14 protein-coding genes are annotated in these 17,121 nt (G+C 71.4%); 6 read left to right on the top strand and 8 right to left on the bottom strand.

All coding sequences use genetic code 11. The features are described from left to right. Positions 1 to 11 precede the first annotated feature (11 nt). Positions 12 to 665: an HhH-GDP family DNA glycosylase gene (locus tag ACRYCC_RS04725; protein ID WP_433809064.1), complete on the top strand. Its 654-nt coding sequence runs from the start codon at positions 12 to 14 to the stop codon at positions 663 to 665. Between the two features lie 65 nt (positions 666 to 730). On the opposite strand, the gene ACRYCC_RS04720 is transcribed toward ACRYCC_RS04725, so the two are convergent. The 8 genes from ACRYCC_RS04720 to ACRYCC_RS04685 form a co-directional block, all read right to left on the bottom strand. Beyond that, positions 731 to 2,956: an MMPL family transporter gene (locus ACRYCC_RS04720; protein WP_433809062.1), complete on the bottom strand. Its 2,226-nt coding sequence runs from the start codon at positions 2,954 to 2,956 to the stop codon at positions 731 to 733. Positions 2,957 to 3,141: 185 nt separating this feature from the next. Further along, positions 3,142 to 5,310 (bottom strand): xanthine dehydrogenase family protein molybdopterin-binding subunit, encoded by a 2,169-nt coding sequence (locus tag ACRYCC_RS04715; protein WP_433809060.1) that lies wholly within the window; start codon positions 5,308 to 5,310, stop codon positions 3,142 to 3,144. Continuing rightward, entirely contained in the window at positions 5,307 to 5,768 is a 462-nt protein-coding gene (locus tag ACRYCC_RS04710) for a (2Fe-2S)-binding protein (RefSeq protein ID WP_433809058.1), read from the bottom strand. The genes ACRYCC_RS04715 and ACRYCC_RS04710 overlap by 4 nt, the downstream gene beginning before the upstream one ends. A 144-nt stretch (positions 5,769 to 5,912) precedes the next feature. Then, entirely contained in the window at positions 5,913 to 6,968 is a 1,056-nt protein-coding gene (locus ACRYCC_RS04705) for an alpha/beta hydrolase family protein (protein WP_433809056.1), read from the bottom strand. A 106-nt stretch (positions 6,969 to 7,074) separates the two neighbouring features. Beyond that, positions 7,075 to 8,244: an LVIVD repeat-containing protein gene (locus tag ACRYCC_RS04700; RefSeq protein ID WP_433809054.1), complete on the bottom strand. Its 1,170-nt coding sequence runs from the start codon at positions 8,242 to 8,244 to the stop codon at positions 7,075 to 7,077. Between the two features lie 3 nt (positions 8,245 to 8,247). After that, positions 8,248 to 9,363, bottom strand: coding sequence for an ABC transporter substrate-binding protein (locus tag ACRYCC_RS04695; protein ID WP_433809052.1), 1,116 nt, complete (start codon positions 9,361 to 9,363; stop codon positions 8,248 to 8,250). A gap of 76 nt (positions 9,364 to 9,439) precedes the next feature. After that, on the bottom strand, positions 9,440 to 10,282 hold the full coding sequence (locus tag ACRYCC_RS04690; RefSeq protein ID WP_433809050.1) for an ABC transporter permease: 843 nt from the start codon (positions 10,280 to 10,282) through the stop codon (positions 9,440 to 9,442). Continuing rightward, positions 10,279 to 11,166 (bottom strand): ABC transporter ATP-binding protein, encoded by an 888-nt coding sequence (locus tag ACRYCC_RS04685; protein ID WP_433809048.1) that lies wholly within the window; start codon positions 11,164 to 11,166, stop codon positions 10,279 to 10,281. The genes ACRYCC_RS04690 and ACRYCC_RS04685 overlap by 4 nt, the downstream gene beginning before the upstream one ends. 369 nt (positions 11,167 to 11,535) lie before the next feature. On the opposite strand from ACRYCC_RS04685, the gene ACRYCC_RS04680 reads away from it, so the two are divergent. The 5 genes from ACRYCC_RS04680 to ACRYCC_RS04660 all read left to right on the top strand — a co-directional run bounded on the left by ACRYCC_RS04680 (position 11,536) and on the right by ACRYCC_RS04660 (position 17,103). Next, complete coding sequence (locus tag ACRYCC_RS04680) at positions 11,536 to 12,471, top strand: ABC transporter substrate-binding protein (protein ID WP_433809046.1); 936 nt, start codon at positions 11,536 to 11,538, stop codon at positions 12,469 to 12,471. Further along, a complete protein-coding gene (locus ACRYCC_RS04675) occupies positions 12,464 to 13,627 on the top strand; it encodes an MFS transporter (RefSeq protein WP_433809044.1) in 1,164 nt (387 codons plus the stop codon). The genes ACRYCC_RS04680 and ACRYCC_RS04675 overlap by 8 nt, the downstream gene beginning before the upstream one ends. 46 nt (positions 13,628 to 13,673) lie before the next feature. Continuing rightward, positions 13,674 to 14,705, top strand: coding sequence for a LacI family DNA-binding transcriptional regulator (locus ACRYCC_RS04670; RefSeq protein ID WP_433809042.1), 1,032 nt, complete (start codon positions 13,674 to 13,676; stop codon positions 14,703 to 14,705). Between the two features lie 204 nt (positions 14,706 to 14,909). Then, positions 14,910 to 15,866 (top strand): NAD(P)-dependent oxidoreductase, encoded by a 957-nt coding sequence (locus tag ACRYCC_RS04665; RefSeq protein WP_433809040.1) that lies wholly within the window; start codon positions 14,910 to 14,912, stop codon positions 15,864 to 15,866. Beyond that, positions 15,859 to 17,103 (top strand): M24 family metallopeptidase, encoded by a 1,245-nt coding sequence (locus ACRYCC_RS04660; protein ID WP_433809038.1) that lies wholly within the window; start codon positions 15,859 to 15,861, stop codon positions 17,101 to 17,103. Before ACRYCC_RS04665 ends, ACRYCC_RS04660 begins: the two co-directional genes overlap by 8 nt. Positions 17,104 to 17,121 lie beyond the last annotated feature (18 nt).

The following is a 17,121-nucleotide window of genomic DNA, read 5'->3' as shown; positions in this document are numbered from 1 at the left end:
AGTCGGAACTCATGACGAGGGAAGCCGAGACCGTGGTCAGGACGCTGCTCGACCGCTACGGGAGCACCTATGCGCAGGAGGCGGGCATCCGGCTCGCCGACAAGCCCGGTCCCCTGTACCAGTTGCTGGTGCTGGCCAACCTGCTGAGCGCGCGGATCTCGGCCGACATCGCGGTGGCGGCCGCCCGGGAGCTGTTCGAGGCCGGTTACCGCACGCCGCGCGCCATGCGGACGGCGAGCTGGCAGGACCGCGTGGACGCGCTCGGACGCGGCCACTACCGGCGGTACGACGAGCGCACCGCCACGATGCTGGGCGACGGCGCCGAGCTGCTGGAGGACCGCTGGAACGGCGATCTGCGGCGGCTGCGCGAAGAGGGCGGCGATGATCCGAAACGCATCGGCGAGCTGCTCACCGAGTTCCCCGGCATCGGCCCGTCGGGAGCAGAGATCTTCCTCCGCGAGGTCCAGGCGGTCTGGCCGGGCGTGGCGCCCTACTTCGACGACAAGGCGCTGGCCGGTGCGGGCGAGCTCGGCCTGCCGCGCGACCCGCGGAGGCTGGCGGCGCTCGCCGGTTCCGGGCCCGGCCCCGCCCGCCTCGCCGCGGCCCTGATCCGGGTGTCGCGCAGCAAGACCGCCGCCGCGGAGGTGAAGGAGAACGCCGGGTGAGGCGGCCGGCCCGGGACCTTCCCGCCAGAGCGGGACGGTCCCGGGCCGCACCACGGCCGCTCCCGTCAGACGGAGCTCGGTGCCAGGACCGGGACCTCCGGAGTCTCCTTCGGACCGGTCTCGTGGGAGGTCTGGGGCAGCCACCCGAGCCAGCGCGGCAGGTACCAGTTGCGCTCGCCGAGCAGCTTCATCACCGCGGGCAGCAGCACCGCCCGGACGATCGTCGCGTCGATCAGCACCGCCGCGGACAGACCCACGCCGATCTGCTTGGTGGACAGTTCGGAGAGCCCGGCGAAGACCGCGAAGACCGCGACCATCACCGCCGCCGCGCTGGTGATGACGCCCGCGGTGGCGGTGATGCCATGGCGCACCGCGTCCTCGTTGCGCAGGCCCCGGTCGTGTCCCTCGCGGATCCGGCTGATGATGAAGACGTGGTAGTCCATCGACAGCCCGAACAGGATCGCGAAGAGGAACAGCGGGAGGAACGCCGCGATCGAGCCGTTCGAGGTGAACCCGAGGAGCCCCTCCGCCCAGGTGTGCTGGAAGACCAGGACCAGCACGCCGTAGGCGGCCGCCACCGACAGCAGGTTCAGCAGGATCGCCGATATCGCGACGACGATCGAGCGGAACGCGGTGAGCAGCAGCACGAAGGCCAGCAGCAGCACGAACCCGATGACGTACGGCATCGCGTCCTTCATCTGCTCGTTGAAGTCGTGCGACCCGGCGGTCGACCCGGTCACGTACGCCTTGGCCCCGGGGACGTCCGCGAACGCCGCGGGGATGACCCGCTCGCGCAGCGTCAGCAGCGCGTGTTCGGACTTCGCGTCGGTGCCGTTGCCCACGAAGCCGATGCCGGCGACCGCGACCGTGTGCGCGGGGTTGACCTCGACCTCGAAGGGTGCCCGCATCTCACCGGTGGCCAGCGCCAGATCCCGCAGCTTGTTCAACGCCGCGCTCATCTGGGGGGTGGTGACGTCCGGCGCGGTCACCACGATGCTCGCCGGGTCGGCGCCGCCGGGGAAGTCGTGCTGGATCCGGTCGAAGGTCTGCATGATCGGCAGCTTGCGCGGAAGACCCTCGGCGCCGGGCAGCGCCGTGTGCATTCCGAGGGCGGGCAGCGCGAGCGCGACCAGCAGGCCGCCCGAGAGGATCGCCCACACCGCGGGCCGGCGCAAGACCCTGCTCAGCAGCGCGTTCCAGAACCGCCGGCCGACCCCCAGGTTGTGCATGCGCCGGCCGATCCACGGCAGCCTTCCCCGGCCGACGCGGTCGCCGAGCAGCGACAGCAGCGCGGGCAGCACCGTGATCGAGCCGAGCACCGCGACGAGCACCACCAGGATGGTCGCCTCGGCGATCCCCGAGAAGGTGGCGTCCCCGGCCAGGAACATGCCGGCCATCGCCACCACGACGGTGAAGCCGGAGACCAGGACGGAGCGGCCCGAGGTGGCGGCCGCGATCCGCAGCGCGTCGGCCCGCGACGCTCCGGCCTCACGTTCCTCGCGTTCGCGGCGCAGGTAGAACAGCGAGTAGTCGACGCCGACGGCCATCCCGACCAGCAGCATCACCTCGGTGGCGGTGTCGTTGACGTGCAGCAGGTGGCTGATCGGGCCGAGCAGCCCGGCCGCCGCGAGATAGGCGGTGAAGGCCAGGCCCACCGGCAGCACCGCGGCCACCAGCGCGCCGAAGGCGAACAGCAGGATCAGCAGCGTGATCGGCAGGGTGAGCGCCTTGGCCCGGTTCAGGTCGTCGCCGAGCGCCTTGTCGAGTGCCTCGTCCGCGCTGGCGTCGCCGAACTCCTCGACCCGCAGCCCCGGGTGCGCCTTCTGCACGCCCGCGACGGCGTCCAGCAGCGTCTGCACCCGCGTGCCGGCGGTGTCCGGGTCGCCGGCGATGTCGAACTGCACGAGCGCCGAGTGCCGGTCCTTCGACACCGCCCCGGCCCCGTCTCCCCCCAGCGGCGAACGGATGTTCTGCGCCTGCCCGGTGGCCCGTACGGCGGCGAGCGCATCGTTGATCGCCGCGCGGAACGCCGGGTCGTCCACGGTCCCGGTGTCGCTGTGCACGAACACCATCTCACCGGCGTGCCGGTCGAATCCCGCCGCCTGGACGATCCGGTCGGCCCGGCCCGAGTCTCCCGGCTCACTTTCCGCGTCACCGATGCGTTCCGTGCCCATCGCGCCGCCGATGACGATGCTCAGCGCCACGAACACGACCCATATCCCAATCGCCCACCAGCGGTGCCGGGCGCTCCACGCTCCGGCGGCGGCCGCCACATTTCTTCCCTGGCTCATCTGTGCCTCCAGCATCCCGACGGGAGGCGTGACAGCCGCGCTGTCGTGGCATCTCTCGTCTGCGAGGAGCGTAGGAAAGTGCGGACCGGCGGCCCATCCGGCGACCCACCCGGTCGCAGGTGGGGGTCACCCCTGCCGGAGCGGGGGTTATCCCCACCTTCGGCCGTCGGCCCGCAGGCGGGAGGCTAGTCGTCCATGGCGGCGACGATCCGCCCGGCGGTGATCGGCAGGTCCCGGACCCGTACGCCGAGCGCGTCCGCCACCGCGTTGCCGATGGCGCCCGCGGTGGGGCCCTGCGAGGCCTCCCCGGATCCGACCGAGGGCTGGTCCGGCCGGTCGACCAGCTCCACGACGACCTCCGGCACCTCGGAGAACCGGAGGATGGGGTAGCTCTCCCAGTCGTCGCTGGTGATCCGGGTGCGGTCGAAGCGCACCTGCTCCTTCAGGGTCCAGCTCGTGGACTGGACCGCCCCACCCTCGATCTGGTTCACGACGCCGTCGGGGTTGACCACCCGGCCCACGTCGACGGCGATCGTGAGCCGCCGGACGCGTACGTCGTGCACCGCCTCCACCTCGGCCACCACCGCGCAGTAGGCACCGCTGTCCTTGTACCGGGCGAAGGCGATGCCGTACCCGACACCGTCCTGCCCGGCCTGCCGGGACGGCCAGCCGCCGGCCGCCGCGGCCCGCCGCACCACCTCGCGCGCCCGCGGATCGGCCAGGTGCGCCAAGCGGTACTCGACCGGGTCGCGTCCGGCCGCGGCGGCGAGCTCGTCGACGAAGCACTCGGTGGCGAAGACGTTGAGGTAGGCGCCCAGCGTCCGCAACGCGGACGTACGGAGCGGTGTCGTGAGGGCGCGATGCGCTCTGATGGCCCGGCGCCCGATGGTGTAGGGCGGCACGGCGTTGCGCGCGGTCCCGGCACCGGCCGCGAGCGGCGGGTCTGCCGACGGCGGGAGCGGGTGCGGTCGCGCCAGATGAGCCGCGCCCAGCAGCCCCGGGGATCCGGCGTAACCGGGCCGTGCCGTGTGCCCGTAGCTCCACACGTCGTAGGTCCACGAGACCAGCCGCCCGTCCGGCCCGAGGCCGGCGGCGACGTCGGCGACCATCGCGGACCCCACCGGGCTCCACGCCAGCTCGTCCTGGCGGCTCCACACCACGTGCACCGGCCTGCCGGGGACCGCGCGGGCCAGGAGCACCGCGTCGAAGGCCGCGTCGTCGGCGCCGTTGTGCCCGTACGCGCCCGCGCCCTCGACGTGGTGGACGGTCACGGTGGCGACGTCGACTCCGGCGGCTTGGGCGATGGCCCGGCGCAGCGGATGGATCCCCTGGCTGTGCGACCAGACGGTGAGCCCGCCCTCGTCCCATCGCGCGGCGCCGCAGCTGGGCGCGATGGACGCGTGGGCCAGGAAGCCGCGGCTGTAGGTCGCGGTCAGGCTGCGCGCCGCGGGCGCCTCCGGCGCGCCGTCCTCGCGGACGACGGTGGTCTCGGCCGGGGTGCCGCGCAGCAGCGCGTGGATCGAGCCCTCCTCGGGCAGGGTGTCCTCCTGCCGCCACCGCCCGGTACGGCGCAGGGCTGCTGCCGCGCTCTCCGCCGCGGCCTCGGTCTCGGCCACGACGCCGAGGAAGTCGCCGTCCCGGACCACCGCGACGACGCCAGGCAGCCCTTCGACGGCGCGGTCGTGGCCGAGCAGCCGCGCGCCCCGGGACGGCGGGCGTACGACGCGCCCGGCGAGCTGCCCGGGGAGGGAGAGGTCGTGGATGAAGCGGGGCCGCCCGGTGACCTTGTCGGGAAGGTCCACACGACCCGCGCTGGTCCCCACCACGGGATGTTCGGCCGGCGGCGCGGGCGCGGCGCGGCCGGAGATCTCGCGGTCGAGGTCGACCCGCCCGGACAGCTCCCAGTACGACGTCGTCCGGTCACCGTGCCGGCTCCGCAGGACGCCGTCCGTCACGATCACGTCGCCGGCGTCGACCCCGAACTCCGCCGCCGCCTCGCCGGCGAAGAGGGCGCGGGCCTCGGCGCACGCCATCCGCAGGGCCTCGGCGTCGGCGACCGACATGCTCCCCGCGGTGAGGCCCTGGTCCGGACCCGCCGCGGTGGTGGCCGCCAGCACCTCGACGCGATGCAGCGCGACCCCGAGCTCGTCGGCGGCCAGCTGGCCCAGCGCGGTCAGGATCCCCTGCCCGAGCTCGGCCTTGCCGCTGAACACCTGGACGGTGCCGTCGCCCCGGACCGCGAGCCACTGCGACACCCGGGGGTTGGCCTTGAGGCCGCGCGGCAGGGCGCCGCGTTCCCGTGCGGGACGGTCGCCGCCGGTGGAGGCGCCCGCCGTGGACGCCCCGGTCGTCACGGGTGCTCCTGCCCGGCCCGCACCACGGCCCGGATCATGCGCCGCTGGGCGCCGCAGCGGCAGAGGTTGCGGTCCAGCGCCGCGGCCACCTCCGGCTCGTCCGGCGCGGGGTTGCGGGTGAGCAGCGCGGCGGCACTGACCAGGACGCCCGACACGCAGAACCCGCACTGGGCGGCCTGCTCGTCCAGGAACGCCTGCTGCAGGGGGTGGAGGTCGTCCGGCGCGCCGAGTCCCTCGACGGTGACGACCTCCTTGCCCGCGGCCGCCCACAGGGGCGTGTCGCAGGACGGCGCCGGATGGCCGTCGAGCAGCACGAAGCACGCCCCGCACAGCCCGACGCCGCACCCGAAGCGCGTCCCCTTGAGATCCAGGTCCTCCCGCAGGACATGCAGCAGGCTGGTGTCCGCGTCGGCGTCCACCGAGTGCGGAACACCGTTGACGGTCAGCTCGTGCGGCACGTCGTCTCCTCTGCCGGGCGGTCGCGGTCCGGCTGTCGCGGACGAGGGCCGGCGATGGCGCGAACGGTCACGGTCACCTTCCTGGTCGGTGCCGGCGGCTCGGCCACCGGTGTCGTCGGGGAGTCCTGCGAGGGCGCCGGAGGCCTACCGCAGCTGGTCGCCCATCCAGTCCGCGATCATCGGACGTGCCTGGTACGACAGGTTCGAGACGCCGTGGTTGCCCTCCGGGTGGTTGACGAAAATCCCCTGCGGGGTCTCCGCCGCCTGCCGCTCGGTCTGCTGCCACGGGATCAGCCGGTCCAGCCTGCCGGTGACGTAGAGCGCCGGAACCGTGATCTTCTGGCAGACCCCCTCGAGGTTCAGCTCGCTCGCCAGTCTCCTGCCGTCGGCGTCGTCCGCGGCCCCCGACTTGACGACGAAGGTCTGCCGCGTCATCGGCGGGAGGTCGTCCCACATGTCGCCGAAGCAGAACGGGCCGCTGATGCCGGCCACGGCCCTGGCCCGCGGCTCGAACGCCGCCGCCCGGGGTGCGTAGTAGCCGCCGAGGCTGACCCCGAAGATGCCGATCCGCCCGTGGTCCAGATCCGTCCGGGCCGCCAGCAGGTCCAGCAACGGGGTGACGGCGACCTCGTAGTCGGGCCGGATGGGGATCGTGAGCCCGGTCTCGCCCTGGCCGGGCCCGTCGAGCGACACCGTGGCCATCCCCCGGTCCAGGAACGCCTGCTCGAGGTCGAAGAACTCCTCCTTGGTGGAGTCCAGCCCGGGGATGAGGACGACGTACGGCGGCCGGTCCGCACCGGGCGGGCGGCGGAGGTTGGCGTACTCGGTCCCGCCGTCGATCGCGACCTCGAGCCGCTCGGCGGTGGGGTCCAGCCTTTCGTGCGCGAGACGCATCTCCGCGACGGTGCGGCGCATCGCCTCCTCTGCGAGGTCGAGGTCGAGCATCCAGACGAACTTGCCGAAGTGGCGGTCGACGGAGGCGCGGCGCCACGCGTGACCGGCGGTGTGCCGGTGGCCGGCCGCATCGGCCTCCCGGGCGAACTCGGCCTGCTCGTCGGCGGTCCGGTTCCACTCCGGCAGCCACTGGTCCCAGGTCTCGATGCGCCTGGTGGTCCGGACGAAGTCGTTGTAGTCAACGCCGTTCTGGATGAAGCGGGGCGCCCAGTGCGCGAGGGCTGCTTGTACTTCGGCGTCGGGCATGCTGGTTCCTCCAGGACGAGGACGGAATACGGGTGGGAATGCGGGCGGCGGCGGACGTCGCCGCCGGGGCCCGGCCTGGCGCCGTGGGGAGACGGCACCAGGTCGGCTACATCAGGGCGGCGAGCTCCCCCTCGGGCTCGAGCACGAACAGCCCGCCATGCGTGCGATCGGTGACCCAGACGAGGCCGTCGCGGTCGACGAACAGGTCGTTGGCCTGCGGAGCCGCCTGGCCTGGAGGCGTCTGCGAGACCCAGTGCGCGATCTCGCGGGGACTCGCGGGGTCCTGCAGGTCGTAGACCCGGACCCCCGCGCTGAAGTACGTCGCGAAGATCAGGCGCCCGCTCTGGTACGACCCCCTGCGGTTCTCGTGCAGGCAGTGCGGCCCGTACCGCATGGGCAGCGCGTCGAAGTCGCCCGCGGGCTCCGGCAGGGCGGTGAGATGCCGCGGCCGGGCCGGATCGGCGACGTCGATCAGGTGGATCCGCCGGGACGGCGCGTTCGGCCCGTCGTGCTGCTGCTCGTCGGTGACGACGAGCAGGTCCCGGCCGGGCAGCGGAAGGCACGTGTGGGTGGCACCGCCCTCCCACCGGCAGAAGCCGATCGGCCGGGGGAAGGACGGGTCGGCGACGTCGAGGACCACCAGGTTCACGTCGTCGTACCCCAGGTAGGCGATGTCGCCGTCGAGGAGCGCGTGATGCGCGGCGTGCCGCTGCCCGGCCGGCCAGTCCGGCTGTTCGCCGCCGGCCGTCCATTGGCCGGGCCACCACCACCGGCCGGCCTCCACCGGCCGGCGTGGATCCGACATGTCCAGGATCACCCAGATCCGGTCGGTGAAGCCCTCCGGCGTGACGGAGACGTGGGCGTACCGCCCGCCCTCCCACACGATCCGGTGGACGCCCTTGCCGGTGGACGCCCAGAAGCCGATCCGCTCCGGCGCCAGGGGATCGGCGAGGTCGTACACGGCGAGGCCCGCCGAGTGCGGCCCCAGCGGCCCGGTGGGCCGGTAGGGGAAACGCTCGTGGTTGACCAGCAGGAGGCCGTCGGCGACCTGCACCTTGTGCGTGTGCGTGTTGTCCGGCGCCGGCCACTGGGCCACCAGCTCCGGGCTGCGGGGATCGGACACGTCGAGGATCGAGGTGCCCGCCCTCGACGTGCCCGCATGACCGACGTACACGACGTCCTCGTGCCGCATCACCTGCATCCCGTCGCCCTTACCGGCGAGGTCGTGGTGTGCCAGCAGCCGCAGGCCCTTGGCGTCGGCGGTCTCCACTCGCATCGGTCACAGGTCCTTGAGGGCCGGGTTGAGCGGCAGTCCCAGGGCCTTCTGCGCGCGCCAGAGCGGCATCAGGTAGGTGTACTTCCGCCAGTCGGTGCCGGGGGGCACGTTCTTGAACCCGATCTGGTCCTGGATGAACTTGTCCATGTCCGCCGGCTTGAACCCGCCGTCGCCCACGTGGTAGGTCGGTGCGTTCTCCTGGCCGTAGACATTGGCGTACGCGGGCGGGATGTCGTACTTCTTGCTCCGCATGAGGGCGAGCACGGCGTCCTTGTTGGCCTGGTTCGTAATGAACTGGCGGGCCTTCAGCGTGGCGGCGAGGAACGCGGCCACGGTCTCGGGGCTGTCCTTGAGCAGCTTGTCGGCGGACCAGCCGTTCTGCGGCACCTGCCGGGTCTGCTGGAACAGCACCTTGCCGCCGGCCGCCTGCAGCAGGGCCTCGTGGCGCAACTGGATGCTGGCGCCCTTGACGGTGCCGGCGATGATCGCCTGCAGCCGCGAGTTCGACTGGCCGCCGGTGCTGACGATCTTGACGTCCTTGGCGGGGTCCATGCCGTTGGCCTGGAGCAGTTCCCGCAGGATGGCGTCGTTGCGGCTGCCGAACTGGCCACCGGTGATGGTCTTGCCCTTGAGGTCGGCCGCCGAGTTGATCCCCTTGCCCACGCCCAGGATGTTCGCCTCGCCACCGAGGTAGACCGAGAGGAACCGCACGCCCTCGTTGCTCTTCTTGGCCGCGGCCATCGCCGTGTCGGAGTCGTACAGGGCCATGTCGAGCGAGCCGCCGATGAGCGGCGGCAGGGGGTCGTCGACGGTCTTGACCTCGACCTTGTCGATGCCGAATTCCTTGAAGTAACCCTTGTCGAGCGCGACCTCGATGTCCTCGTGGAAGAGGTAGTAGTCGTTGTCCACCCCGACCACCAGGCTCTTCTTGACCTTGGTCTTGTCGATCGTCGCGTTGATCTCGTCGGCGCTCTTCGGCAGGCTCGCCTTGGTGACGTCCAGGGCGGCGCCACCGGCGCCGGCACCGCCGCCGTCACCGTCGCCACCGCAGGCGGCCAGCGATCCCGCGAAGATCACCGAGATACCGACCGCTCCGATGAATCTGGTCAGTCTGTTCATTGCTGTGACTCCTGCTCTGCCAGTGGCAAGGTCTGAATCGGGGTGGGCGACATCGTCGGGGCATCCGGGGGTGCGATCACGTGCGGGAGGTGTCCCGCCACGGCGCGGCACGCTGCTCGAGCCAGCGCATCGCCTGGATGAGGGTCACGGACATGACGGCGAGCAGGAGCAGGACCGCGTACAGCATCGGCGCGTCGAACTGCTGGCCGGCCCGGTCGAGCAGGAAGCCCAGGCCGTTGCCGCCGCCGCCGAGCAGCTCTCCGATCAGCATGCCGACGAGGCCGCGGGCGATGCCCTGGTTCACACCGGCGATCACGAACGGCAGCGTGTACGGGAGGATGATCTTGGAGTACGTCTGCGCGGGGCTGGTCCCGAACACCCGCCCGGCACGCAGCAGCGAGGGGTCGACGGTCTTCACACCGGCCATGCAGTTGACCATGATCGGGAAGACCGCCGACAGCACGATGATGGTCAGCTGCATCGAGTTGCCGAAGCCCATGATGAGGATCAGCAACGGGATCAGGGCGACCCGGGGCAGTGACGTCATCGCCCAGACGTAGGGGCTCAGGATCAGGTCGGCGATCCGGCTCGCACCCATCAGCAGGCCGATGGGGATGCCGATGACCGCGGAGATGGCCAGCCCGATCAGGAAGTTCGTGATGCTGTGTTCCAGCTGGGGCCAGATCGTCCCGTCGGAGAAGCCGTTGTAGAGCGCCGAGAACATCGCCGACGCCTTGGGGAAGAACAGCGGGTTGACCAGCTCGGCCCGCGCGACGAGCTCCCAGAGCAGGAAGAAGATCGCGAGGTTGACGATGGTCACCGCCGTGCTCCGGAACGGAGCGAACTTGCTGACGGCGATCGTCTCGATCTGCGGGCTGCGCTGCGCGCTCGCCTGGCCGGTCGGCACGACTTGCGTCATCGGGTCTCACCTTCCTGCTGCGCGAGGGACGACTTGGCGCCGAGCGCCTCGTCGGAGAGGAGCTCCCAGAGGTGGCTGCGGATCTCGCCGAATCGGGCCGATCGCTTGATGTCGTTGCGCTCGTCGAACCGGGGGCGCGGCAGGTCGACGTCGATGATCTCCCGGATCGTTCCAGGGCGGTTGGACACCACCACGATGCGGTCGCCGAGCGTGATCGCCTCGTCGATCGAATGAGTGATGAACACGACGGTCTGCCGGGTCTTGGCGATGATCTTTTCCAGCTCGGCCTGCATGGCCTCCCGGGTCATGGCGTCGACGGCCCCGAACGGCTCGTCCATCAGCAGGATCTCCGGCTCGCTGACGAGCGCCCTGGCGATGCCGACCCGCTGACGCATGCCGCCGGAGAGCTCATGCGGATAGGACTTCTCGAAGCCGAGCAGTCCCACCAGTTCCAGGGCGCGGTTGATCCGGCCCGCGCGTTCGGACTTGGGAACACGCCCGCGCCGGTTCTCCATCGCGAACTCCACGTTGCGCTCGACGGTCCGCCACGGGAGCAGGGCGTAGTCCTGGAAGACCATCGCGCGGTCCGCCCCCGGGCCGGCCACCTCCACGCCGCGCACCTTGACCGTGCCGGAGAGGGGTTTGACGAATCCCGCGATCATGTTGATCAAGGTGGTCTTGCCGCACCCGGACGGGCCGACGATGGCGAGGAACTCCCCCTGACCGACCTTGAGGGAGATGTCGCGCAGCGCGATCAGCCGGGTGTGCTCGCGCTTGTTGTCATATCCCGCACTGACACCGACCGCCTCGATCAGCGTGGAGCCGAGAGCACTCGCGTGTTCCTCGGCCGGATGGTCGGTGTCCGGGGACTCGACGTGCACCATGTCAGCTCCTTGCTCGATCGGTGCGTGGCGCTTCTCTGGGTGCCAGCGCTAACAGGCTGTGACGCGATTCACACTGCAATCGTTTGCGGCAGATTACCGAAACATGTCGGTGGCGTCAACAACTTCTCTCCCGCCGACTTCACCGCCCGGCACCGGCCGGATTCCCGGCCCCGCGGGGATCGTCCGGGAGCGGGCTGATCACTCGCCCTCCCTGCGGTGATACCCGATAGGCGGGCCGGTCTCGACGGCGCCTCCCGGGCGTCATCCGGGGGCGTCGACCGCAGTGCGGCCAGGCCTGAGCGAGCGGACCCACACGTGACATCGTGCCATCATGATGGCCTCACGGATACAAACGATTGCGAGCGCTTCATGATCACCATTCGGCTCGGCACGTTCACTCCGTCGGTCCTCCTCGACGTCTGCCGCCGTACCGGAACACTCGAACGCGCCGGTCTCGCGGTCGAGGAGAGTCCGGTGCCGTCCTCCCCCGCGCAGTTCGCCTCCCTGGAGAGCGGCGAGCTCGACGCGGTGTTCACCAGCCCCGACAACGTCATCGCCTACCGCTTCGTGGCCGACAACCCGCTGGGACGGCTGATCGAGGTCTCGGTGGTGGCGGCGCTCGACCGCGGCCTGGGTCTGTCGGTCTGGACCGCGCCGCCGTTCCCGTCGGCCGAGCAGGTGCGCGGCGCGGTCGTCGGGGTGGACGTGCCGACGTCGGGGTTCGCCTTCGTCGCCTATGAGCTGCTGGCCCGCCTGGGCCTCCCCCGGGACGCGTACACGCTGGCGAAGCTCGGCGCGACGCCGAAACGGGCCGACGCCCTCGCCGGCGCCTCGATCGCCGCCACCGTCCTCAACGCCGGCAACGAGTTGCGCGCCGAGTCGCGCGGTTGCCACCCGCAGCTGCGCGCGAGCGCGATCGGACCGTACCTCGGGACCGTCCTCGCCCGCCGCGACGACGCGGGCCGGCAGACCCGCGACGCCGTCGACCGGCTCGCGGACGCCCTGCTCGAGACCGCGTCCGCCGTCCTGCGGGGGGAGCACGACGACCGGGTGACCGACGCGGCCACGCGGCTCCTCGGGCTGGGCCCCCGTGACGCATCCCGCCACCTGGCCTGCCTGTGCGACCCCCAGGAGGGCCTGGTGGTCGACGGGATCGCGGACCGCCCGTCGATCGCCACCCTCGTCTCGCTCCGCGCGGCGTACCTCCCCCACGCGGGTCTGTCCGCGGTGCTGCCGGCGCTCCCGGAGTGGGTCCTGCCCCGCGCGCTCGGTGAGCCCTCCGCCGCCGACCTCAGCGATGGCTGACCGGGAAGAACTCCGCCCCATCCTCCGCAGGCTTCAGTCGGCCAACTACGCGAGCGTGTTCGACCGGTACACGATGCCGCCCAGCCTGGTCGCGATCTCGGCCGGGCTCGACGTGCCGATCTCGCAGGTGGCGGCCGCGGCGAGCGCGTACTTCCTCGCCTACGGGCTCATGCAGCCGTTGTGGGGAATGGTGTCGGAGCGGGCCGGGCTGGCGCGCACCATGCGCTGGGCCGCGCTGGCGGGAAGTTGCGCGACGGCGGCCTCGATGTTCGCCCAGGGCTCCGCGTCGCTCATCGTGACGCGGGTGCTCGCCGGCGCCTTCTTCGGGGCGATCGTGCCGACCTCGTTGATCTACGCGGGCGGCGCCTTCCCCTCGGAGTCCCGCCAGCGCGGCCTCACGACCCTCATGAAGGGCAACGCCCTCGGCACGGCGATGTCGACGGTGGTGGCCGGCGGGGTCGTGGCGGTCCTCGGGTGGCGATGGGTCTTCGCACTGAGCATGGCGGTCGGGTTCACCGCGTGCGTCTTCCTGACCCGGCTGCCGGAGGCCCCCCGGCCCCCGCGGCGCAGCTCGTCGCTCGCCCCGATCCGGCGGGTCCTGGGCAACCGTGCCGCGCTGATCCTGTTCGCACTGGTCTTCCTGGAGGGCGGCGCCATCATCGGCTGCCTCACGTTCGTCCCCGCCGCGATCGAGTCGGCCGGCGGCGGCACGGTGCTGGCATCCTCGACGATCACCCTGTACGGCGTCGGGGTGCTCGCGCTCGCCGGGGTCGTGGGCCGGCTCTCGCGGCGCTTGTCGGCATCGCGTCTCATCGCCGTCGGCGCGGGGTGCGGCGCGCTGGCGTGCGCGCTGATGGCGGGTTCGCCGACCGTCGCGGTCGCCTTCCTCTGCTGCGCGCTGCTCGGCGCCGCCTGGGCCTTCTCGCACTCCTCGCTGCAGACCTGGGCGACGCAGGTCGCACCGGGCGAGCGCTCCACCGCGGTCTCCTTCTTCGCGGCCAGCCTCTTCGCGGGCAATGCCGCGTCGGCGGCCTCCGGCGGGCATCTGCTCGGCACCGGTCACCTGTGGGCGCAGTTCTCCGGCTGCGCCGTGCTGCTCGTGATCGTCGGCGTCGCGGGCGCGGTCGCGCGTGCTCGCTGGGAGCGCGCCGGCTGAGGCCGCCAGAGGCTTCCCACCGCTTCGCGCGGGGTACTGTGCTCGCGTGCACCGAGCCACGCTGAAGGAAGTCGCCAAGAAGGCGGGGGTCCATCCCGCCACCGCCTCGCGTGCGCTCAACGCCTCGACCCGCTCCATGGTGAACTCCGCGACGGCCGAGCGGGTGCTGCGGGTGGCGAAGGAACTCGGCTACACCCCCAACCCCATCGCCCGGAGCCTGAAGACGGCACGGTCGTCGAGCGTCGGCGTGGTCCTGCCGGACCTGACGAACCCGATCTTCCCGCCCATCGTCCGCGGCATCGAGGACATCCTCCGGGACGTGGGCTACAGCACGTGGATCGTCAACACCGACAACGATCCCGAGCTGGAGTCCTCCGGCGTGGACTCCTTCCGCCAGCGCAGCATCGAGGGCTTCGTCTTCGCGACGGCCCGCCTGCACCATCCCCTCATCGAGGAGATGGCCGACGCCTCCCTGCCGCTGGTCCTGGTCAACCGCCGGGTCTCGCGGATCGACATCCCCTCCGTCACCGCCGACGACGCGACCGGCGTCAGCCTGGCCATGAACCACCTCTACGGGCTGGGCCATCGGCAGATCGCCCACCTCGCGGGCCCGCAGGACCTGTCCACCGGCCTGTACCGCAAGCGGGCCTTCCGGCAGTGCCTGGAGGACCTCGGGCTCCCGGCCGAGCCCCGGCGGATCGCCGCCTGCGAGGCGTGGTCGGAGGACGCCGGCGACCGGGCGCTCACCGCCCTGCTCGACAGCGGCGTGCCCTTCACCGCCGTCGTCGCGGGCAACGACCTCATCGCCCTCGGCTGCTACGACGCCCTCAAACGGCGCGGGCTGCGCTGCCCCGAGGACATCAGCGTCGTCGGGTTCAACGACATGCCGTTCATGGACAAGGTCAGCCCGGCGATGACCACGGTCCGCATCCCCCAGTACGAGATCGGCGCGGAGGCCGCCCGGCTGCTGATGGAGATGCTGCAGGATCCGGCCCGTCATCCAAGGTCGCTCCTGCTGCCCCCCACGCTGATCGTTCGTGACTCCACGGGCGCGGTTCCCGCCGCCCCGCGCGCGTGACGCTTCCCTGACGCTTCTCTGACGCGCCCCCGGCCCGCCGTGGCCGCCCGCTGACCCGCCGCCGACCCCCGAACGGCGCTTCACGGAGCCGCTCGAACAGTGCAATCGTTCGTTACCTAGCTGCGGAACCCTTTGGTGTGTTGACTTCCCGAAGTGCAGATACCATGATGCAACCGATTGCAGTCGGAAGTCAGGAGTAAGTGAATGACCACAGCGAGAGACGCGCAGGCAACTCCGATCAGAGTGGGGTGGATCGGTGTGGGCCGGATGGGCCTCGCCCTGGTGCGCCGGCTCCTCGACGCCGGCCACGACGTCGCCGTCTACAACCGGACCCGGAGCAAGGCCGAGCCGCTGGCGGAGCACGGGGCCAAGGTCGTCGACCGGCCGGTCGACCTCGCCGATCGTGACGTGGTGTTCATCATGGTCTCGGCCTCCGCCGATCTCGAGGCGGTGACCATCGGCGACGGTGGCCTGCTGACCGCGAGCGACGACACCCCCCGCATCATCATCGACTCCTCGACCGTCTCGACCGAGATGTCGGAGCGGATCCGCGCCGAGGCGTCCGGTCGCGGGACGGCGTTCCTCGCCGCTCCGGTGAGCGGGAACCCGTCGGTCGTCGCCGCCGGGAAGCTGACCTTGGCGATCTCGGGCCCGCGCGCGGCGTTCGACGAGAGCGAGCCGCTGCTGAACCTGCTCGGCAAGGGTGTGACGTACGTCGGCGAGGGCGACCAGGCCCGGCTGGTGAAGATCGCGCACAACGTCTTCCTCGGCATCGTGGCGCAGTCCCTCGCCGAGATCACGGTCCTGGTCGAACGGGGCGGCACCAGCCGTGCGGCGTTCCTGAACTTCCTCAACGACTCGGTGATGGGCTCGACGTTCACCCGCTACAAGACCCCCGCGTTCGTCAACCTGGACTTCACTCCGACCTTCACCAACGTCCTGCTGTACAAGGACTTCGCCCTCGGCCTCGATGCCGCCAGGGAGCTCAAGGTGCCGATGCCGGTCGCCGCCCTGGCCGCCGAGCTGGTGGCGTCGGCGGTCGGCGCCGGCCACACCACGGAGGACTTCGCGACGCTGCTCCTGGAGCAGGCCCGCCGCTCCGGCCTCGAGCTCACGCCGGAGAACGCGGCCGTCGACGACGGGCTGAGCAACGATGGGTGACATCCGTCCGCTGCCCGCCCCCGGCCACATGGGGGTCGACTACGAGCAGCGCGTCGACTTCGACCGGTTGCGCGGCTACCGGCTGGAGCGGGCCCGTGAGTCGCTCCGGTCCAGTGAGTGCGGCGCCTTCCTGCTGTTCGACTTCTACAACATCCGCTACACCACGCAGACCTGGATCGGCGGCGCGCTCGGCGACAAGATGACCCGCTACGCGCTCCTCACCCGCGACGGCGAGCCGATGCTGTGGGACTTCGGGTCCGCGGCCAGGCACCACCAGCTCTACTCCCCGTGGCTGGAGCCGGAGAACTGCCGGGCGGGGATGCTCGGGCTGCGCGGAGCCATCGACCCGAGTGCCGGGCTGATGGAGTCGGCCGTCCGCGACATCAAGCGCCTGCTGATCGACGCCGGCGTGGCGGACGCCCCCGTCGGCGTCGACATCGTCGAGCCGCCGTTCCTGTTCGAGATGCAGCGCCAGGGGCTGACCGTCGTGGACGCCCAGCAGCTGATGCTGGACGCGCGGCAGATCAAGTCCTCCGACGAGATCATGCTGCTGACCCAGGCCGCCGCCATGGTCGACGGGGTCTACCAGGACATCGTGGAGGCGCTGAAGCCGGGCATCCGCGAGAACGAGATCGTCGCCCTGGCGAGCAAGCGGCTGTACGAGATGGGATCAGATCAGGTCGAGGCGATCAATGCCGTCTCCGGCGAGCGCTGCAACCCCCATCCGCACAACTTCTCCGACCGGCTGATCAGGCCCGGCGACCAGGCCTTCTTCGACATCATCCAGTCCTACAACGGCTACCGGACCTGCTACTACCGTACGTTCAGCGTCGGCAGCAGCACCCAGAGCCAGCGCGACGCCTACACCAGGGCCCGCGAGTGGATGGACGCGGCGATCGCGAAGGTGCGTCCGGGCGTCGGCACCGACGAGATCGCCCGGGTCTGGCCGGCGGCGACGGAGTTCGGCTTCCCGAACGAGATGGCCGCCTTCGGCCTGCAGTTCGGCCACGGGGTCGGGCTCGGCCTGCACGAACGGCCGATCATCTCCCGCCTCAACAGCCTCGACAACCCGCTCGAGGTACAGGCGGGCATGGTCTTCGCGCTGGAGACCTACTGCCCCGCCTCGGACGGGTTCTCCGCGGCGCGCATCGAGGAAGAGGTCGTGGTGACCGCCGACGGGGCCAAGGTGATCACGCTGTTCCCCGCGCAAGAGCTGTTCGTCGCCAATGCGTACTGACAACCAGTCCCCGCCCGG

The organism is Actinomadura scrupuli (assembly GCF_050971785.1).
In the GTDB taxonomy this organism is placed as follows: Bacteria; Actinomycetota; Actinomycetes; order Streptosporangiales; family Streptosporangiaceae; genus Actinomadura_E; species Actinomadura_E scrupuli.
The sequence above is the reverse complement of the archived record's forward strand: the minus strand, read 5'-3'. Positions and strand labels throughout refer to the sequence as shown.